This window comes from Nitrososphaera viennensis EN76 (assembly GCF_000698785.1).
Taxonomy (GTDB): domain Archaea; phylum Thermoproteota; class Nitrososphaeria; order Nitrososphaerales; family Nitrososphaeraceae; genus Nitrososphaera; species Nitrososphaera viennensis.
On sequence record NZ_CP007536.1, the window covers coordinates 916283 to 935670 of the forward strand.

Genomic DNA, 19388 nt, shown 5'->3' on the forward strand with positions numbered 1-19388 from the left:
CCTTGCATATTTACAGATAGTTCAGATAAAACTATATTAGAAGCGTTAATCTTGAATCGCACATCATGTCCTTGCGTTTTTCCCATAATAAAGAAATCATCGATATTGTCTTGTTGTGCACACTTGTTATTGCTACTATGGTATCGGCTTTTACCGTATTGAGATTTACATCGAACATCAATATAGATCTATCAGACGAAAATACTAATCCCAGTACCGGCAATGAAATTATGGTAACATTTAATGCAACACCATTGGGTGCAATTTATCAATCTTCGCCAATTCTCTTACCTATAAGCTGGGGGACAGTAGCAGCCATTCTCTTATGGCGAGGACGAATTCGATCGATTTGGAGCAAACAAGGGTATGACTATGATACCTTCAAACTGATTGCAAGAATGCGTGGAAGTCCATTGCGTGTTAGATTACTAAATTCAATCAGCGAAACACCCAAGAACAAGCTGCAGTTGGCAAAAGAATTCAATGTTGATTGGAATACGGTGAACAACCATATTGAAATTCTTCTTAGAAATAGCCTTGTAAAGGAGACAGAAACTATAGGAACAACAAAATATTACGTGATTGCAGAGAACGGGCGGAAGATACTTTCCCTATTAGAAGAATCTCGTGCAGCAAGTAAGCGTTCTCCTAATTGAAATGTACCTATTCACCTGTTCTCATTCTTTTAGATTCTGTTAGAGCTATGTATTGTGTTAACCTGTTATGACGGTACTAACGAGATTTAGAGTTCTTTGCGTACTCGAAGATAGAAAGGGCCATTGCATAACACAAAGACGCAATCAAAATAGACAGTGGTAATGGTATCCTAGGAAACGATTTTGCCCCTGGCAAGAAATATTTCATGGTTCCCCGTCGTCAGATCTTCCCACATGACAAAGACATCATTTCCAGATATTGATATTGATGGGCACTCGGAAATCCCCGAGTTGTTGCTCAGGTTGGAAGGAGGTGTCGATGTATTATTATCAATATTGCCGCCAAAAAGATTTGGAACAAACATGATCTCCTCGTTGCCAGCTGACATCTGGACCTGGGCGGCCACGTGCAGAGAGTAAGAAGCCTCCAGCCCGTCTGCGCCACCGCCAGCATCGCCGCCCGTTTGGGGCTTCTCACTCATTATCGCAAGCTCGACGTTAGAAGGGCTCTTCAAAGAGCTAATGCTTGAAGGGTCGGTAAAGGTGTCTCCGCCGTCGCTGCTCCGGACGTAAAAGAGGTTTGCCACGGTCACGGCATCCAAGCCTCCCCATATCACATGGACGTCGTCTCCGTACGCGGCAACCTGGGCTTCGCCCACTACCTCGTTTCCTTTGTTTAACTTGGCAGCCGGAGAAAAGGTGCTCCCGCTGTCAGAGCTCTTTGCAAAGTAGAGCCCTTGTTGTTGCAGATTGCCCTTGCCGCTGCCGACGGAGCTCCACGCAACATACACGCTGTCTCCATGCGCCGCGACTTTGGGAAACGATCTTGAATCAACGCTGCTGCTATTGCCTTGCACAATAGTGACTGGATCTGCAAACGTGTTGCCGCCGTTGCTGCTGGCTCTGAATACTATTGCATTGCCCCCGTCAGTAGCCTGCTCCTGCCATACCAGGTAGACGCTGCTGCCAGAGGCTGCCAATTCCTGGTTGTAGGATGAGGCGCTGCCAGGGCTGCTGAGCACTCTGGGCTTGCCAAATGTCCTTCCGGCATCGTCGCTTTTTGTAAAGAGTATTTCTCTTTTCCCGGAAGTGTTATCGGCCCAGACGACGTATACAGCGTTGTTAACGTCTGATGCAGCAAGCTGCGGGTGCTCCGAGAACCCTGCATTTCTGCTCAGGTTTGATGTTTCGCCATCAAAAGTCTCTCCCCTGTCTTGGCTTGCCTTGAAAAATATGTCATAATTGTTGCTGCGGCCGGAGGCAGGGTCTCGGACAGATTCCTGCCACACCACATAGACGTTATCGTTTGCAGATGCTACTTGGCCGTAAACAGAGTCGTTGGGATTGTTGGTAAGGTTGATTGCGTCTCCAAATTCCACGCTGCTTCTGTTGCTTGCAACTTGTTGCTGCTGGTTGCTACCAGCAGCAGTATCCTGTGGCTTGTTGTTGTTACCATTGGCAAGAGACGAGGGCGACAGATCAGCACTTTTGTTTGATAGAGCAGAGGAACCGGAAGAGAAGGCGAGTATCAGACCCGCGGCAGCAGCTATTGCTGCTGCCGTTATTGTTGCTAGCAATGCAACACGTCTCATGACTGCAATAGCATTTTCTAATATATTAGAGTTGGAAAAAATGCAAAGGCATGGTCAATCCATATACATATAGCCGATGCTGCAAGGTTGGCTTTTTGCAAGCCGAAAGCAGGGCAGAACCCGGAATAGGTATAAATCAGCCCTCGCCTGAATGAAGGAAGAACAAGAACATGCCGATAGCCGATGCGACAAAGAAACAGATCGCTCAGCAGCGCAGGCTCTACTTCAAGATATGCTTCCGCTGCGGTGGCAAGAACCCGATATCTTCGACAAGGTGCAGAAAGTGCCACAGCGACCAGATGCGCCTGAAGAACAGGACGTTGGGTGCCAAGAAGTAAAAAAAGAGGGCACGGGCAGCAACCCTTTTCACATTTTACGTTTTCAGGACTCCTAGTTACCATTTTGGAAAAAATCAACAGAGAAAAATCCGGACTCTAGGTTATCTGCACATATTCATAGAACAACACATACACTGTCAAAATAGACCCTTCCGCCGGCAAATTTGTTTCAATCATGAACAGCGCGGTTGGCGGTAAATTGCATACGAATCCCACATTTTGGCCACAACATCATTATTATCGCCTCATTACGTATTCTCTATCAGGCATGGCCTCAATCGTGCCTGAGCAAGTCGACATAACCCAACTCCCCTGCCCGGTGGCATTATGGCTGTCATACGCGGGTGGGGGCAGTCTAATAAAAAAAACAGATGTTACAAAATCAAATTGCAGATCTTCTAGTTTGAATGTGCACACCACCAGTCATTTGTACACGAGAAAGTAATGATGACGCGTGTTTGATGCGACAATGATCAAGACGGCAAACGTATACGAAACGAATGAAAGTGCATTTATGAAATCAAGTGGATGGGGAGAGATTCGAACTCTCGACCACCTGTGTGTGAGACAGGTATCCTAACCAGGCTAGACTACCCATCCACTGCGTGTTTGCTTTCGATTGACCGATAATATATGTTAAGCAGGCATTAATAGCAAGACAACAAGAGAATCTTGCACAAGATTGACGCGGACAAATCTCTCTACTTGGTTATCGCAATATGTCCATAGGTACTATATTGAATTCATCAAACAAACAAGAATAAATGAAGAAGGAAAGCGTAGAGGATGATATTCCCTTACTATAGCCTGGTTATTTTGTACGTGAGTATGTATTCATCGGTGTGCGAGAATGCGTTGACGTTGCTTCTCTCATAGTTCGGTCCGGCATATGCGTGGTTTACATAGCCTATCTGGTCATTGGTATCAAAGGTGCTTATCCAGCTAGGCGAATTTATGATCTGGAAGATATAGTCGCAAGATGGACTTCCGGCGAGGGTATGACAATAACTCGCGTCCCATGCCGGCGGTCTTGGAACCGTCCATCGCTTCCCGTCATATTCTAATCCGTAGGCAGCGACATTTAGCACGCCCCCTTGCGGTATTGTTACATCAATGTACTTGTTGGCAAACCTTACCACCTCTCCATTAGTAACGCTATACATGGCACCATCACAAGTTCTAGAAGGACTCGGTGCGTTGCAAGTGTCCAGATATTTCTGCTGGCCGTTTACTACTCCGAATAGTTTGAATTCCCCGTTATCAGATCCAAAAATTCTTGAATCTGGATCGTTATCGTCAAGTATTGTGACCTTGGTGAATTCCACCCTGTAGGTTCCACCTCCACCTTGTGCGTCAGCTTGCCGAAACATCTGGCTGGATATGATGACTGATGTCGAGACCGCCGCTAGCAGCCCGATGACTGCCATTGCAAGATGCTTGTGCGAAATTGCCGGCGTGATCCTCCCGTAAACTCTCCTATGTGACACATACTATAATATAATCATGATTTATTTAAGTAATGAGTAATGATTTACATATATCGGTTAAAGTGTTGCATCATATTATAGAACAATCCGGATTTTTTTGTGTGTATCCAAAAGCCCGTATAGTCTAGTGTGCCCACATATCCTAGCGAAATCAAGATAGAACATTAATTTCCACAGGCGGCTAATGCCAAAAGAAAAGTGTGAAAATTGCAAAGAGAGGAGGTAATCCTGATTGGTACAGGCAGGGCAACACGTAAAGGAAATGGAACATTAATTCCAGCAATGTGAGCAATTACTTTGAATGATGACCTTGGCTGACTCTACAGCAGCTAGGCTGGGTTTACGTCTGCAGTAGTTCCTCCATTGTGTTTGTTTTTTGCTACAATGGAATTATTTCTTTCATATTTCCGCGTTAGGCAAGCATTGATCGCAATACCTTCGCATCAGGATAACGTTGCCCATCTGGAACAGTGCTTCTGTCGTAGCATCTGCTGTACAATAAAAGCACATGTACTTGGTCACCTTTTGCGGTCTTGGCCCTATAGCCCTTATCTCAAAAGACTTTGCCATAACCACAAATCATTTCGTTTGTGGTTTATTTAACGATGAGAGATGGCTTTTTCTCGTTTTGTTTATTGTAATCATGGCAGTTGACTATATTTTGAAATAGGTTACTATCTTGCTCTTCTCTGATTTTTGTCAAGTGCATTCTGGCTGGCCTTGTACGAGTGCACAGTATTTTGGGGTACATATATGCCGAAGAGTAATGTCCCCCACTTGTTCAGCTACGTTCCTTCTGCAAACCCGTCGAGGTATGCCTTTTGCTCTGGCGTTAACACGTCAATGTCGACGCCCATAGACTGCAGTTTTGCAAGCGCGATTTCCTGGTCCTGCTGCTTGTCGATGTTGTAGACGATTGGCTTCATCGTCCCCTTTGACTGCGCCAGCTTAAGCACCGACAGGAACTGGTTTGCAAAGCTCATGTCCATGACCTCTGACGGATGCCCTTCTGCAGCCGCCAGGTTGACGAGCCTCCCCTCGCCTATCAGGTAGACGCGGCTTCCGTTCTTGAGGCTGTACTGCATCGTGTGCTGGTTGATTTCTTTCGTCCCTGTCGACTGCTTTTCAAGATCTGGAATAGAGATCTCGACGTTGAAATGGCCGGCGTTGGCAAGTATCGCGCCGTCCTTCATCTTGGCAATGTCGTCTGCAACTATGACATCCTTGCAGCCAGTGGTCGTGATGAAGACATCTCCCACCTCTGCGGCCTTGTTCATTGTTGCCACTGCAAAGCCGTCAAGCTTTGCCTTGAGCGCTGCAATCGGGTCGACCTCTGTCACAATCACGTTTGCTCCAAGGCCGGATGCCCGCTTTGCCACCCCCTTGCCCACGTGGCCGTAACCCGCAACGACTATGTTTTTGCCTGACAGGAGCACGTTTGTGGCCCTTATGATGCCGTCCAGCGCGGATTGCCCTGTGCCGTAGATGTTGTCAAAGTCGTGCTTCGTTTCAGCGTCGTTTACCGCTATCACCGGATACAAGAGCCTTCCTGACTTTTGCAGTGCGCGCAGGCGCACCACGCCGGTGGTGGTTTCTTCAGTGCCTCCGTACAGCGGGCCGGCAAGGCCGCCGTTCCTTCCTTGTTCGAGCGCCTTGTGCATCTCCACCGTCAGGTCGGCGCCGTCGTCGATCGTGATGTGCGGGTTCAGCTTCATCGAGGAGTGTATGTCGTCATAATATTCCTTTGTAGAAACGCCCCTGCTTGCAAAAACGGAAACGCCGTCGTGCTTGACCAAAGATGCTGCGACATCGTCCTGCGTTGAAAGCGGGTTGCATCCGCACCAGGATAGCTCTGCGCCGGCGGCCTTCAACGTCCTTACCAGCACGCCAGTTTCCTTTGTCACGTGGAGGCAGCCGGCCACCCTGATTCCCTTCAGCGGCTTGGTCTCGCTGTATTTCTTTCTTAGTGCAACAAGAACGGGCATGTGCGCCTCTGCCCAGTCTATGCGCCTCTTGCCTTCCTCGGCAAGCGCAAGGTCTTTTACGCGGTATTCCATGAAAACTGCAAAGGCCGGCGCCATATATTACGTGTTCGCTAGAGCAGCGCCCGCCGGAGCATTATTGCCATGACGTGCTCGTCCGTCACTGGCGCAAAGTCCTCGTAAAACTCGCCTACCGCGCCAAAATCTGCCGGCGCGGCAAGCACGACCACGGAATCTGCCTCGTGTTTTAGCGCCTCGACAGTCTGCGCCGGCGCCACGGGTGCGGCGATTGTGAGCGACGAAGGCTGCTGTTTTTTTATCCACCTTGCCGCGGCAATCGCAGTCGCGCCGGTGGCAACCCCGTCGTCCACAAGGACGACGTCCCTCCCGCGGATGTCATAGGGCAGGCCGGCCTTGCGGTACTTGGACTGCCTTCGCGCTATCTCTGCCACCTGCTTTTCCTTTTCCCTCTCTATGTATTCCTGCTTGACCCTGAGCGCAATTACCACGTAGCGGTTGACATAGTCGGTGCCGTCGGCCATCACTGCGCCGATTGCAAGCTCCTCATTTCCGGGAGCGCCGAGCTTTCTTGGGATCACGATGTCAAAGCCTGCTCCCAGCTTGCCTGCGACAATGTCTGCAAGGACGACTCCGCCCCGCGGTATGCCAAGGATGAGTGTGCCCCCTTCCTTCTTGTTTCTCACTGCTGGCGCAAGCGCCTCGGCAAGCGCGTTTCCCGCGTCCGCCCGATTCCTGAACCTCACCACTGCACCATAGATCCTGCCGGCGCAGTTTTTAAGCATTGACCAGTCCAAAACTATAATTCTGCCCCGCCGTTTCTTGCACTTGCACACACACATGCGCAGGATCCAGATAGCGGTCATAGGCTACAACAAAGACAGGTGCACAGACGAGGCAAGAAAGGCGGCGTACGAGGTCGGAAGCGAGATAGCGAGGGCTGGCGCGGTGCTGGTATGCGGAGGCCTCGGCGGCGTCATGGAAGAGGCATGCAGGGGCGCCAAGGACAACAACGGGCTCACGGTGGGAATCATACCGGAGGACGACTTTAGCTATGCAAACAAGTACTGCGATATCATAGTCTGCTCGACGATCGGGTTTGCCCGCGACTTTATCGTGGCCGGCTCTGCCGACGGCATCATTGCAGTAGGCGGAGGGGTCGGCACCCTGACAGAGATGACAGTCGGGTATATGATGAAAAAGCCGATGGTTGCGGTAAAGGGGAGCGGAGGAACGGCTGACGAATACGGCGGCAGGTACCTTGACGAGCGCAAGCGGGTAGAGATAATGACGGCAGCAAGCCCGAAAGAAGCGGTCAGGATGATACTAGAAAGGATAAAGGAGAATGCCGGGCTGGGGCACGACAATCTGCCTGACACAGCGTGATATTGCACACGCGCGTGTTTCGGTAGTTTCTGCCATTACTTGCATATATATACACACATGCATGCCCCGGAAGGCAGACATGTGCACGTATGTGCGTTCTGGCAGCCACAGCGACTTGCGCCAAGAGCCTATACCCTTTGCGTAGTCCTCTGACGGATCGTGCTTTCCAGTTCGGCACAGTCTATACGCAGAAAAACGATTTAAGACTTTCTGTCATTTTTGCGCAGCAAGAGCTAGGCCCGATAGCTGACAAGATACGGGTCTGGCTGGTAGAACTGCCCGTATTTTGCCGCCAGATCCTGCAACGTCCTGACCACGTCCTGCGGGCCAAACTCCTGCACGGTCGCAAACAGCTCCTTCTTCAGGCCCATGCCTAGCTTTAATGCCTTTTCAAGCTCTGCCCTGTCGCAGACGCCGTTTGTAATCAGCCACGCGGCGTTGTTTGCCGCCACTGCGAGCAGTTTTATCGGGTTGTACGTCGCTGCTTCCTGCTCCGTCAGGTTGACGCGCTCGTACTTGTCGCCCTTGTACTCGTAAAAGCCCTTGCCGGTCTTTTGGCCCAGATTCTTTTCCTCAAACAGCTGCTTGACTTTGGGGTGTGGGAAAATGACTTTGGTATCGCGCATGTGCATCTCGACGGTTGCCTTGTGTATCACGTCAAGGCCCGTGTAATCTGCTAGCTCGAATATGCCCATCGGAAACGACATCCGGAACTTGACTGCCGAGTCTATCTGCGTCATGGAGGCGTTGTCGCGCTCCATGCAGTACACAGCCTCGTGCACCAGCGGGATAAAGACCCGGTTTACGATAAAGCCGGGCACGTCCTTTTTGCACAGGACCGGCTGCTTGCCCACCTTTTTGCAATAGTCCATCGCCATGTCGACCATGCCGGCGTTGCTCTTTGCGCCCGGTATGACCTCGACTAGCGGCATCAGCTGCGGCGGGTTGAAAAAGTGCAGGCCGATAAAGCGCTCAGGCCTGCTCGTGAGCGCGGCCATGTCGGTTATCGGGAGCGTGCTCGTATTGGAAGCATAGAGGGTCTTGTCCTCTGCAAAGCTGTCCACCTCTGCGTACACTTTTTTCTTCAGGTTCATGTCCTCCGGCACCGCCTCGATGAGCAGGTCTGCGCCCTTTAGCGCAGTCTTTAGGTCAACGACAGGCGTGATTCGTGCAAATATCTTGTCTGCGTCCTGCTGCGACAGCTTTTGCTTTTCGACCAGCTTGTTGAGCGACCATCGGATCTTTTCCATCGCCTTGTCAAGGAATGACTGCTCGATGTCGCGGAGCGTAACTGTGTAGCCGGCCATCGCTGAAACCTGTGCGATGCCGTGGCCCATAACGCCAGAGCCAAGGACGGTTATCTTGTTTATTGAGACGGACATGTACAGCTATGCACATACTGCACGGTGATTTTTAATGTTGCTATCATCACGCCAACACTTAAAAGACGGAGAAAAAGAATCGAACAAGCGTATATGGCTGCGCGTAAGAACACGTCGCGCAAAAAGCGACTGATGAAAAAGACCAGGCAGAACCAGCCGGTTCCGGCATGGGTTATCATCAGGACCAGCAGGAAGGTCAGGACCAACCCCAAGCGCAGGCTTTGGCGCAGGTCCGATGTCAGAGTTGGATAAGAAGTGAAATAAAAAATGTCAACAGTAGAAGAAAACGTTACCCGCGTTTACACTATCAACCTCGGAAGGGCATGGCTCACACCAGAGCACAAGAGGACCGACCGGGTTGTCAACATGATAAGGGAATTCGCCGAAAAGCACATGAAGTCCAGCGAGGTCAAGCTGGACCAGGATCTCAACAGGCAGATCTGGTCCCGCGGCAAGACCAACCCGCCAAGAAAGGTCAGGGTCAAGATGGTCAAGGACGAGGACGACGTCGTCACGGTCTCCTTGTACGAGGAGCCGGCCGAGTCTGCGCCGGCCCCGGCACCGGCAGCAACGACAACAACGGAAACGCCAGCTATGACAACAGAGGCCAAGCCAGCAGCAGAAGAGACGAAGGCAGAAGAAGAGAAGAAGACGCAATAGTAGTAAAGTAAATGATTGACGTCTGCCCCGTCTGCTACAAATTTTTACAGACGATTTACGACAAGAAAAAGATGAAAGAAGTCAGGCTAGCGCAAGACAAGGAATGCAAGAGCATGTACCACAAGAAGCTGACAGACTCGTTCAAGACTTCTTAGCGTAGCTGCAGATCTCGCACTTTTCAAAAACGGTGCCGTCGAGGTGGTCAAAGTGGGCGCCGCAGTCCTTGCAGGTGTGGTGGATGTCAAGGTACCCGTCGGGCGCGGTAAAGCTCTTGCCTTCCAGCTTTTGGCCCTTGCACACTATGCACCGGCAGCCACAGTGGATTATTCCTTCCAACGCTCATCCAAGCGGCGGTTTTCTATAATAACTAACCTATTCGATGATCGGGATTGCAAGCTCCAAATCGGGCGCCGAGTCCGGCTCGTCCCAGTCAAGGTGGCTGTCTGCTGAAAAGATCTCGCCAAGCGGGTCGTACGCGTCAAAGCGGGTCTTTTGCGGCGCCGATGCAACCACATGCACGCGCACGCCGCCGTCACTTGCCGCAACAGAGGACATTGCGATCTCTGTCGTCCCCTCCTCCTTGAATATGCCCTGCGCATGGCCCACCAGCTGGTTCAACTGAGAGATTGGAAGGTTTTCACCCCCCATGACGTACACAACGGTGCGCCTGATGGCGTCGGTATCGGCGATGTCCTGGTACAGCATCGAGACAGAGTCCCGGAGGGACGCCTGCGAGTCGTCTGACGCCTTGCTGGTCGACAGTATGTTCATGTCTGGCCTGACGCTCCTTGAGGCAAGGGACGATGCCACCTCGACGATGGCGCTGTTGGTGATAGAGTAGCATTCTTCCTTTGAGAGCTCGGGGTTGTTGTCGAGGAACGCGTCGTTGTCCATCACGACTGTCGAGTGAGACGCCTCTCGCATCCTCCTCAGAGACACGCCTGCAGAAAATACGCGGTCCTTCTCAAACCCAAAAGGCATTATGGCAAAAGAGATGACGGTGCTTGCATTGCAGGCGGTGCTGCAGACTACAGGCGCCATCGCCGCGCCTGCCCTTCCTGCAAGGTTTGCTATTACGATGACGGTGCCAAAGCCCTCAAGCTTGGCACGGATCTGCTCTTGCTTTGCAGATGCAAAAGACCTCAGCTTGTAGGTCGAAGGGTTGACCCACTTGCCGGAATTAATGAAAATAGAATTATTGCTGTCCTCAAGGTCGCGCTTGTCATTGCTCACCAAGAGGCATTCGCAGCCAATTGCCTGGCTGGCCTTTTTTGCCAGCCTGCTTCCGGCGCCGCCGATCCCGACAACAAGTAGTGGATTTTTGATCAAAATATCTTCGGACACGATCCCCCGATCTCCCCCTGCAACAGTAGCTCGCGAAAGTTAAAAAGCTTTGGAGATTAGCAGCTGGCCGCGCGTGGTGTAACAAGTTTGAGCTGTTACAGGATCGCGCGGGCTTTCAAAGAAAAGCTGGAAAAATCGTAAACCTCGACGCGTATTTTTTCACCCAGCTTGAAATCGTCCGGCTTGCCGGCAAGCACCACGGATTTGTAGGCATGGTTCCTGCCCTGAGCGACCTTGCCAAGCTCGTCGATGACGATCTCCCCCTGCCAGCCCTTCCACGAGGCGTTTCGCTTTTTCGCAATGTCGCGCACAAGCTTCGTAAGCCGCTCTGACCTTTCTTTTGCGACCTGCGAACTCACCTTCTTTAACTTGGCAGATTCCGTCCCCGGCCGGGCGCTGTACCGGGAGATGTTGACAACGTCAGGCTGCGTCTCTTTGAGAAGGTCAAGCGTCTGTCGGAAGTCTTCCTCAGTCTCGGTAGGAAATCCGACGATGATGTCGGTCGATACTGTAAAGTCGGGCATTTTTGCCCTCAATGTTTTTACCGCGTCTGAAAACACCCGCGCTGTGTGGCCGCGCTTCATCTTTCTCAATATCCTTTCGCTCCCGCTCTGCACTGGCATGTGGATGAACCGGAACAGCCTCTCATTTTGGGCATAGGCGTCGGCAATCTCGCCCATCATGTCGGGCATGTACTGCGGGTTCAGCATCCCGACGCGGATCTTGAAGTCGCCGTCAATCCCGGCGCACGCCCTCAATAGCTCTGCCAGGTTTGTCCCCATGTCGCGGCCGTAGCAGCCGCTGTCAGTCGAGGTGAGCCACACCTCCTTGCATCCTGCGTCGACGTCGTCCCTCACCTGCCTTGCAATGTCTCCGATCCTGTAGCTGTGGAGCCACCCCTTGGCAAGCTTTGTCTGGCAGAACGTGCACTCGCTCATGCACCCGCTTGCAATCTCGACGATGCTCACCACGGGGTTTATCCTGACCCTCGGCACGTTGACCTTGTCAACTGGAGAATCCTCAAGTGCGACCAGGCGGCTGCCGGAAAACGCCGAGCCGACGACGTCCGCGGACCGGTCGATAGAGTGCGGCCCCATGAGGCTTGCCATCGGGCTGAGCGACTCGACCATCGCCCTGTCAGCCTTTGGGAGGCAGCCCGCAACGACGAGGGGCTTGCCGGTCCTGCTCAGCTGCTTTATGCGGTGGACCATCTTGTGCTCTGTCGTGTCCTTTACAGAGCACGTGACGATGAGGTTGAGCGAGCCTTCCTTCCTGCTTGACGCAATTTCATAGCCGGCGCTCTTTAAAAGCCCGGTTATCATTTCCGAGTCTGCCATGCTGGCAGAGCAGCCGTACGCCTCTATCCACACCTTGCCCTTTGCAGGTTCTTCTTGCCTCTTGATGAGGTGTATTGACTCTATGAGCTTGGGCTTGAGCGACCGGACGTACATATATACGGCATCTGGTAGCGCGCATTGGTTTAAAAATCATGTGTCTTTTGGAAATGGGTCTTTTGGTTTTGGCAGGGCGGTATTGATTGTTGTAGAAAAAACCGTCCCAGATCCCAGCTTGCGTGGCAGGCACTGACGACGCCGTTGCCAGCCCGGTACAGGATCATGCGTGATGCCTGTTCTGCGACCAGATCTCTGAGAGGATGGCTACGTAGGTCGTGACAAGCGCCCCGGACTCCATCGCGTCGCGGTGGTTTTCCATGTCGTTTCCAAGCGCCATAGTGAGCGCCTTTGGCATCTTCAGGTACTCGTTCATGTATATCAAAAGCGAGTAGTACATCAGCTTCATCACTTCCGCGGGGCTGTCTGCCTTTACCTTCATGTTGTCAATCACGTTGGAGGCTACGAGCGAGAACTGCGGCGACAGGAGCGCCCTGTCCCCGTCAAGCCTTATTGCGCCCATGTAGAGCAGGTCCTCGATTGCAGAGGCCGCCTCTTCGACTCGGTTTTGTTCTCCTGACAATACGCTATCAATTATCTCCTCTTTGCACTATTTTAGATTGCCCGCGACGACGCTCTTGTAGTTCGCAACAAAGTCAGGGTCCACTATCCCCTGCACGACGTACGGCTGCCCGGTAGAAAGCACGATGTCCATGGCGACTGCGCTGTACGGGATGTCAAACATCTCGACCTTGGCAGGGTCGTCCACCTCGAGGAGCTTGTCGCATTTGCCGCCCTCGCATGCAAAGCCGTACACCTTGCCTATCTTCCGGTGGCCCGAGCCTGCCGCGCGGCCGCCTGCCGACCCGCGCGATTCTTCGACCATCAGGACAAAAATTTCATTCTTGGCAGGCTTGTTCAGGTAAACGTCACTCTGCGCCACTACGAGCTTGCGCTGGGGCAGCTGCAAAATCACATCCAGAGATTCAGAAGTAGCAGACATTTGCGATTAGTGCAAGACCGCGTTATAATAGACTAGCGCGCTCGTACTCCCGGCGTTTTACGGCCCTTGCTTTTTTCGCAGCTTCTTTATCGACCATGGGAGGCCAAAAGTTATTGGCAGGAAGAAAAGGAAAAAGTAAATCCCATAGAGCACCAGCATAACCACCGATATGATTATGGTTGCAGCCGAGGCTACAAGCAGGACAAGCGATAGTGTTCTGCCGCCATCGTTGTCGATGGACATCATGCAATATTACGCAGGTTTTGCTATTAATCATTGACCTTGCAGGTAAAGAGACCATAGTCACGCGCAAACAACACTACACCACAGACACTGCTGGAGCATAAGGCATGTGACTTTGGTTGCCTGAGCGAAATCAGTCAGTTTATGCTCTTGATATTTTTGTCAGGCCTTGCCCATCGCCAAAGCGATCCCCTTTTTCAAGTCATTAATCGTCATCGCAGGGTGTAACTCGACCTTGGCTCCGAGCATGAACAGGGGCTCTGCCACTGCAGGCATCATGTCGATGCTTGGCAAGTCAAGCACAAACACGGCAGTCCTGTCGCCATTCAGTTCCATAAAGTACGCGGCCTCGGCCTTGTTGGCCTTGATGTAGTTTTCCATGCTGGAAACAAAGTTCGGATCCTTGACCATCTTGTTGCCTGCTTCGGTAGGCATGATTGCTCTTATGACAAACCTCATGTCAGACAGTAATAGAGGACGGTTGATTTCAAGCGTCGCAAGAGAATCATCGCAATAGATATAATATCTGAAGCACGATCTTGAGGCATGGCACGAACACTTTCATCCCCGCAGGTCCTGAAAACGGGCGCAAGTGCACCCGATTTCCAATTAAAGGGCGTCGACGGCAAGATGCACTCGCTCTCCGAGTACAAGGGCAAGGCGACGCTTGTTGTTTTCATCTGCAACCACTGCCCCTTTGTCAAGGCAAGGATAGGCGACATCGTCGCGCTCCAGTCCAAATTCAAGCCTTCTGAACTGCAGGTCGTCGGAATAAACAGCAACGACCCAAGCTACCAGGACGAGGGTTTTGACAACATGGTCAAGTTCTCCAAGGAATACGGCCTGAATTTCCCGTACCTGATCGACGAGAGTCAGGACATCGCGCGGGCGTATGGCGCGGTGTGCACGCCAGACCCGTTCCTCTTTGTCGACGGCAAGCTGGCATTCCACGGCAGGATAAACGACGCGATGGAGCCGGAGGCCAGGCCGACCGTGCCGGTAATGGAGAACAACGTGCGTACGCTCCTCTCTGGCAAAAAGCTGGAAAAGGATTTCGACCCGTCTATCGGCTGCTCGATCAAGTGGAAAAATAATAACTAGCCGTACTGGTAGACGATCCCTTTTTCTCCCCTTGGATGGCGCCACTCGGTTTCTTTGGCGCACGTCCCGCACTCTACGCAGGCCTCGTGCTGCAGCACCACCTTGCCGTCTTCGAGGCTGTAGCATTTCGTGGGGCAGAGTGTGACGATTTTTTTCATGAACTCTGACTCGGGGTTTGTGACTTTGATGTGCGATTGCCTGTCGTCGTCATATTTCAGGCTGGCGACCCGTTCTGCAACGCTCGGTATCGTGGGCGTGTACGATGCGGCAACTTTCTTGCCCAGCCTTTCTGCGATTTCTATCGGCACCTGCACGTACGTCTCCTCCGACTCGACCAGCGGCAATAGTTTGTCGTAGCCGAGCATGTTGGCAAGGCCCACCGCAAGGCCCCTAAACGTGCTTGAGGACATCAGCCGGAATATCATGCCGTAGCGCTGGCCGACGATGTCCTTTGGCACGTCCTTTGCCGCGTCAAGGAATATCTTCAGGTAATCCTTGTCTATTTCGTGCATGTCCCGCGTGTACGGGCTTGCCTCTACCTGCTGCGAATAGTACTCGCCCATATATTCCGGCGTAAAGTTGCCGCGGTCGATTGCGCGGGCTACCGACTCGGCGGCCCTCACGGCGTCGTCGATCCCGACGTTGAGCCCTTCTATCCTGGGCCCGATGAACACTCCCCTTCCGGCCGCGTCGCCCACGAACAGGATGTTCTTGTGGTACGGCTTTTTCATCATGCAGCGCTTGCCGTCCGGCACGAGTTTTGCAGAGTATTCCAGTTCGACGTAGTCGGTTTCAAATCTTGCCCCGTACTTGGACTGCAGGTCGCCCTTTATCGATTCAAGCCGCGACCTTATCTCGTCGTCGGATTTGTATTTTCCAGACTCGACCAGCCTCTTGCGCGCAGAAGGCGAGTAATAGGCGTCTCGCAGTTCGTTCCACGTCTTTATCAGCTTGCTGACTGCAAATTTTATCCGCAGCTGCTCCTCCTTTGGCAGGTTGCGGTCAATCTCTTGCTTGACTGCCACCTCGTCCCTGACAAACTCTGACACCAGCGGGTTCCGCAATAGAGCGTCTACGAGCGCGCCAGGCTCTGCAGGTTTTTCCATCAGCGAGTCAAAATGGTAGACGGCGCCCACCGAGAGCGTGTCGCGGTTTGTGTAGGCAAAGCCGCCCCCGATGTGCCCGAGCGTGACGTCTCCTGCAAACAGGTGGGCGGCCCCTTCGTCCGGGCCTATGCCAAAGCGCTCCTCAAGGATCTGCTCGGGCAGTTTTGCAACCACCTTGACGCCCTGGTACAGCTGTGCCGGCGAAAACTTGGGCCTAGCTCCTGTCATCTCGGCTATTTCCGAGTTGACGCCGTCTGCGGCAATTACCGCCTTTATCTCAAAAGGTTCAAGCTCGTCGGTCTCTATCACCGCGTGCCTGTCGTTCCAGCTAATTGAGCGGACGTGGACGCCTGACACTATCCCCCCGCCGGCCTTTTCAGCGGCCTCTGCGGCCTGCTTTGCAAACCAGGCGTTCAGCCTGCCAAGGAGCACCGAATAGCCAAAGTTGGCCTGGTACTCGTGCGCGGCAGTAAGGTCGATTGCAAAGTCCTTGTCCTTTGACACTGCGTGCAGGATGTATTGGGTAATCTTGCGCTCCACCGGCGCCTCGGAAAAGTTGCCATAGACGTCCTCGACGTTGTGCACTTTGCCTTGCTTTGGCTTCTTTGAGTACAGGATGCCTCCAGAGACGTTTTTTGTCCCCACCTGCCTGCCGGCCTCGATGAGGACGGCCTGCTTGCCAAGGTCTGCAAGTTTCTTGAGCGCGGCAAGCCCCGCCGAGCCTCCGCCAATGACCGCGACGTCATAGTGCTCAGTCATTTTATCTCCTCGCCTCCAGCGCGGGCCTGATGGCGCGCAGCTCCTCGATGAGCGCGGGTATAACGTCCTCCATCCTTCCCTTGATGAACATGTCGCACTCATCCTTTATCGGCGACTCGGCGTCCGGGTTTATCGCAATCACAAAGCAGGACTCTTTCATGCCGGCGATGTGCTGCATGGCGCCGCTGATGCCGGCGGCAATGTAGAGAAGCGGCATTATCTTCCTGCCGCTCGTGCCTATCACCCTGTCAGGTATCATGTAGGCCGAGCTGATGCCCTCGCTCACGGGATATGGCTTTTTTGATATTGGAAGCGACACCCCGACCTCGGCGTCGATCTCTTTTGCAAGTTCGGCGACGAGCTTGATGTTTTGCTCCGGCGCGTCCTTTATCCCCCGGCCAAAGCTGACCACCGCTTTTTTGCTGTCATAGTCGACAGCGCTCTTGACCTGCTTTCTGCTCAGCACCTTTACCTTCAGGTCGTCGGGGTCAAACGCCGGCGAGTAGTCAACTATGACGCCTTTCCTCGAAGTGTCGCGCTCTATGGGCTCAAACACTCCCGGGATTATGCTGCAGGCCTGCGGGTGGTAGTCCCTTGCGATCGCAGGGTTGCGGTTGTCAAGGCACAGGATAGTAGTCCAGAGAAAGCCGGAAAAGTCAGGCCTGTACATTTCAAGCGTCCTTTCGTAGACCATCTGCTGGCCCTTGGTCTTGTGCTCGTGCCTTATCTCAAGGTCGCCGATTACAAGCTTGTTGATGTCAGACGCAAGGCCCGAGTCAAGCTGCGCCATAACAGTCGAGGACAGCTGCCTGCCCACGCTGTCTGCCGCAAAGAACATGTACCGGGGCCGGACAAAATTAGAAGAATCTGCAAATTTTGCGACAAGCGACTTGTCAAGCGCTATCTGTGAGATGACCTTGGTGTCTACAAGGTTGCGCGAGTATTTCAGCTCGGGGCTGTCCGCGTATATCACGACGTCCGCGCCGTGGTAAATGAGCTCGTCGCATACCGCGCGCACGCCGCTTCCAAGGACTATAGCGACCACCTTTTCGTCGGCCGAGTATTTCTTGTTGTAGCCGTCCATGAGGCGCCTTGCCTCGCCGAGCATCTCGAGGCTGACAGGCACCAGCTTGCCCTCTTCGTGCTCGATTGTCACGTACAGGTGCTCGTACTTCATTTTATTACCATGCCTCCAAGCACTTCGTGGATCTTGGCAGCGACCCTGCGCAACTGCTCGCGGTCTGCGCCGTCTATCACCTCGGCCTTTCTGCTTGCCTTGGCCTTGGGTATCTTTTCTACCTTGTACACTATGGTGGGCGAGCCGGGTAGGCCAACCATCTTGGGGTCGACTCCCAGCTGCTGCGCGTTGAACGTCTTTAGGTAGCGCTTGTAGTCGGCCGATCTTTCCTTTGCCTCCTTTTGGTATTTTTCAAGGGCAAGCCTCTGCGAGACGGTGTCAAACGACGGCTTGTACGACGGGTCGATTGCGATAAACACCGGAAGCGGGGCCTCCACTTCCTCTATCACGTCGTAAACTCCCTGGAGCGATATGAGGCGCCTTGCCCTCACCACCCGCCTTTCCATGTCGATGTCATAGCCTACGACGTGGCCAAGGAACGTGAACCCAAGCTTCCATGCAGTCTGCGGCCCCGTCTGGCCGGTCTCGCCGTCGGACGCGCGGTGGCCGGAAAAGACAATGTCCATCTTGCCGTCCATCTTGGCGATACCGGCCTGCAGGGTCTCGGCGGTGGCAAGCGTGTCGGCGCCGGCAAACAGCCTGTCGCTGTACAGGTGCAGCTCCTCCGCGTCGCATATCAGCTGCGCCTGCGCAAGGGCGGCGTCCGCGTTTGGCGGGCCCATCGTGCCCACTGACACCTTGGCGCCAAACTTTACCCGGGCGTAAAACGCGGCCTGGCAGGCGATGGCGCTGTGGGGCCCGAGAATGCTCTTGGTCTCTGCCCTGTTGAGCGTGCCGTCGGCGTTGTAACTTACATTCCCTTCGGAGAAATCAGGCTCTAGTTTCACAATAACGGCAACGTTAAGGTTTGGCATACTTTATGCTCCCTTTATTTCCATTCTTTTCCTTTAAATGGGTTTGCCATGTATTACACGGTGGTAGCCAGCTGTTTTTGTCGGGACCGCAGCGCTTCGTACGCCCTGCGAAGCCTTGCATAAAACTGGGGCATGCTGGGCTCCATCATTGCATAGGCAAGGTAAAAGTCCTCTGCCTCGCGCATGTAGCGCTTTTGCTTTTCGTGCCCCGGCAGGCTGTATATGAAGGCCATGTTGTTGAGCCGGTCAGCAAGTTTTATCACCTTGACGTCATAGTCCGCCTTTGCAAGGAGGCTGCAGTAATCCCAAAAGCGCGCGGCCTTGCGCTCGTCTTCGGTCTCGCCGGGAAACAATTCAAGGGGCTTTATCTTCAGGTCGCTTGCTATCTCTTGCACCTTTGTACCAAACCTGTACGCAAGGTACGCCTCAAACCCGTACGCCTTGGACTCGTACAGGTTGAGTATGCGCTCGTCGTCTTCCATCACGTCGTGCAGTATCGCCGACGCGATTTCTACCCCGGTTATGTTCCTGTTGTTTGCACGGTAATGAGCCACCACGTCCATTGCGACCGGCCACGTGTGGGTTTCAAGAAAGAGCGACTTGCCGTCCTCCCTGACAAGCCCGGCGTGCACCTCCTCGGCGACCTCTATCGCGCCCTCTATCAGGCTGTCGGGGCGAAACCTGCCTTCGTTTTCAAGGAACGAGAGGAACTCGCTCCTGCTTGCCTTGGTGGTCGTCTGGGCCATATAGTATAGTTTGATGCAGAACTGCAAGAAAAGATTTGCTAAGAGGGGGGCCTAGAGGATTTGTTCATAACTCTTTAAAATTATTATTCCGTCCATATAGTCCAGCGACCGGCGCTTGCCGCACCGTTGTTGAGGCTCGGGT

General features: G+C 53.0%; 22 protein-coding genes and 1 tRNA gene. 6 read left to right on the forward strand and 17 right to left on the reverse strand.

The annotated features are described in order from the left end of the window. The first annotated feature begins 65 nt into the window (after positions 1 to 65). Entirely contained in the window at positions 66 to 656 is a 591-nt protein-coding gene (locus NVIE_RS14545; protein WP_084790641.1) for a winged helix-turn-helix domain-containing protein, read from the forward strand. A gap of 170 nt (positions 657 to 826) precedes the next feature. On the opposite strand, the gene NVIE_RS05245 is transcribed toward NVIE_RS14545, so the two are convergent. Further along, complete coding sequence (locus tag NVIE_RS05245) at positions 827 to 2248, reverse strand: sialidase family protein (protein WP_144239521.1); 1422 nt, start codon at positions 2246 to 2248, stop codon at positions 827 to 829. A gap of 170 nt (positions 2249 to 2418) precedes the next feature. Here NVIE_RS05245 and NVIE_RS05255 point away from each other — a divergent pair, with 170 nt between their 5' ends. Next, on the forward strand, positions 2419 to 2586 hold the full coding sequence (locus tag NVIE_RS05255; RefSeq protein WP_075054350.1) for a 50S ribosomal protein L40e: 168 nt from the start codon (positions 2419 to 2421) through the stop codon (positions 2584 to 2586). 525 nt (positions 2587 to 3111) lie between these two features. On the opposite strand, the gene NVIE_RS05260 is transcribed toward NVIE_RS05255, so the two are convergent. The 4 genes from NVIE_RS05260 to NVIE_RS05275 all read right to left on the reverse strand — a co-directional run bounded on the left by NVIE_RS05260 (position 3112) and on the right by NVIE_RS05275 (position 6870). After that, positions 3112 to 3186 (reverse strand) — tRNA-Val (locus NVIE_RS05260). Between the two features lie 200 nt (positions 3187 to 3386). After that, positions 3387 to 4073, reverse strand: coding sequence for a hypothetical protein (locus NVIE_RS05265; RefSeq protein WP_144239522.1), 687 nt, complete (start codon positions 4071 to 4073; stop codon positions 3387 to 3389). Positions 4074 to 4858: 785 nt separating this feature from the next. Then, a complete protein-coding gene (ahcY, locus tag NVIE_RS05270; RefSeq protein ID WP_075056007.1) occupies positions 4859 to 6130 on the reverse strand; it encodes an adenosylhomocysteinase in 1272 nt (423 codons plus the stop codon). 38 nt (positions 6131 to 6168) lie between these two features. Continuing rightward, positions 6169 to 6870 (reverse strand): phosphoribosyltransferase, encoded by a 702-nt coding sequence (locus NVIE_RS05275; protein ID WP_227717484.1) that lies wholly within the window; start codon positions 6868 to 6870, stop codon positions 6169 to 6171. A gap of 31 nt (positions 6871 to 6901) precedes the next feature. Between NVIE_RS05275 and NVIE_RS05280 the strand changes: the two genes are divergently transcribed. Further along, on the forward strand, positions 6902 to 7459 hold the full coding sequence (locus NVIE_RS05280; protein WP_227717485.1) for a TIGR00725 family protein: 558 nt from the start codon (positions 6902 to 6904) through the stop codon (positions 7457 to 7459). 233 nt (positions 7460 to 7692) lie between these two features. Here the strand turns inward: NVIE_RS05280 and NVIE_RS05285 are convergent, their stop codons facing one another. Beyond that, positions 7693 to 8841: a 3-hydroxyacyl-CoA dehydrogenase family protein gene (locus NVIE_RS05285; RefSeq protein WP_075054353.1), complete on the reverse strand. Its 1149-nt coding sequence runs from the start codon at positions 8839 to 8841 to the stop codon at positions 7693 to 7695. A 93-nt stretch (positions 8842 to 8934) separates the two neighbouring features. Between NVIE_RS05285 and NVIE_RS05290 the strand changes: the two genes are divergently transcribed. Beyond that, complete coding sequence (locus tag NVIE_RS05290; RefSeq protein WP_075054354.1) at positions 8935 to 9093, forward strand: 50S ribosomal protein L39e; 159 nt, start codon at positions 8935 to 8937, stop codon at positions 9091 to 9093. 15 nt (positions 9094 to 9108) lie between these two features. After that, the gene (locus NVIE_RS05295; RefSeq protein ID WP_075054355.1) at positions 9109 to 9501 is read left to right on the forward strand and encodes a 50S ribosomal protein L31e; all 393 of its coding nucleotides are present in this window, start codon (positions 9109 to 9111) and stop codon (positions 9499 to 9501) included. Between the two features lie 141 nt (positions 9502 to 9642). Here NVIE_RS05295 and NVIE_RS05300 read toward each other — a convergent pair whose 3' ends face one another. The 7 genes from NVIE_RS05300 to NVIE_RS05330 all read right to left on the reverse strand — a co-directional run bounded on the left by NVIE_RS05300 (position 9643) and on the right by NVIE_RS05330 (position 13917). Beyond that, positions 9643 to 9837: a hypothetical protein gene (locus NVIE_RS05300; protein WP_227717486.1), complete on the reverse strand. Its 195-nt coding sequence runs from the start codon at positions 9835 to 9837 to the stop codon at positions 9643 to 9645. 36 nt (positions 9838 to 9873) lie between these two features. Further along, positions 9874 to 10845: an FtsZ/tubulin family protein gene (locus tag NVIE_RS05305; RefSeq protein WP_158435106.1), complete on the reverse strand. Its 972-nt coding sequence runs from the start codon at positions 10843 to 10845 to the stop codon at positions 9874 to 9876. Between the two features lie 95 nt (positions 10846 to 10940). After that, a complete protein-coding gene (locus NVIE_RS05310) occupies positions 10941 to 12296 on the reverse strand; it encodes a tRNA (N(6)-L-threonylcarbamoyladenosine(37)-C(2))-methylthiotransferase (protein ID WP_075054356.1) in 1356 nt (451 codons plus the stop codon). Positions 12297 to 12459: 163 nt separating this feature from the next. Beyond that, positions 12460 to 12819 (reverse strand): hypothetical protein, encoded by a 360-nt coding sequence (locus NVIE_RS05315; protein WP_075054357.1) that lies wholly within the window; start codon positions 12817 to 12819, stop codon positions 12460 to 12462. A gap of 27 nt (positions 12820 to 12846) precedes the next feature. After that, complete coding sequence (locus NVIE_RS05320; RefSeq protein WP_144239523.1) at positions 12847 to 13239, reverse strand: hypothetical protein; 393 nt, start codon at positions 13237 to 13239, stop codon at positions 12847 to 12849. A gap of 57 nt (positions 13240 to 13296) precedes the next feature. Then, the gene (locus NVIE_RS05325) at positions 13297 to 13485 is read right to left on the reverse strand and encodes a hypothetical protein (RefSeq protein WP_075054359.1); all 189 of its coding nucleotides are present in this window, start codon (positions 13483 to 13485) and stop codon (positions 13297 to 13299) included. Between the two features lie 159 nt (positions 13486 to 13644). Next, positions 13645 to 13917 carry a hypothetical protein gene (locus NVIE_RS05330; protein ID WP_144239524.1) on the reverse strand — a complete coding sequence of 91 codons (273 nt, stop codon included), beginning with the start codon at positions 13915 to 13917 and terminating at the stop codon, positions 13645 to 13647. A gap of 111 nt (positions 13918 to 14028) precedes the next feature. Here NVIE_RS05330 and NVIE_RS05335 point away from each other — a divergent pair, with 111 nt between their 5' ends. Continuing rightward, entirely contained in the window at positions 14029 to 14583 is a 555-nt protein-coding gene (locus tag NVIE_RS05335) for a thioredoxin family protein (RefSeq protein ID WP_075054361.1), read from the forward strand. On the opposite strand, the gene NVIE_RS05340 is transcribed toward NVIE_RS05335, so the two are convergent. From NVIE_RS05340 to NVIE_RS05355, 4 genes are read right to left on the reverse strand one after another with little or no spacing between them, the layout of a single operon-like run. Continuing rightward, complete coding sequence (locus NVIE_RS05340; protein ID WP_075054362.1) at positions 14580 to 16448, reverse strand: FAD-binding protein; 1869 nt, start codon at positions 16446 to 16448, stop codon at positions 14580 to 14582. The two genes, NVIE_RS05335 and NVIE_RS05340, sit on opposite strands and share 4 nt — an antisense overlap. 1 nt (position 16449) lies before the next feature. Beyond that, positions 16450 to 17625 carry an electron transfer flavoprotein subunit alpha/FixB family protein gene (locus tag NVIE_RS05345; protein WP_075054363.1) on the reverse strand — a complete coding sequence of 392 codons (1176 nt, stop codon included), beginning with the start codon at positions 17623 to 17625 and terminating at the stop codon, positions 16450 to 16452. Beyond that, complete coding sequence (locus tag NVIE_RS05350; protein WP_075054364.1) at positions 17622 to 18500, reverse strand: electron transfer flavoprotein subunit beta/FixA family protein; 879 nt, start codon at positions 18498 to 18500, stop codon at positions 17622 to 17624. The genes NVIE_RS05345 and NVIE_RS05350 overlap by 4 nt, the downstream gene beginning before the upstream one ends. A gap of 53 nt (positions 18501 to 18553) precedes the next feature. Beyond that, a complete protein-coding gene (locus tag NVIE_RS05355; protein WP_075054365.1) occupies positions 18554 to 19246 on the reverse strand; it encodes an HD domain-containing protein in 693 nt (230 codons plus the stop codon). Between the last annotated feature and the right edge of the window lie 142 nt (positions 19247 to 19388).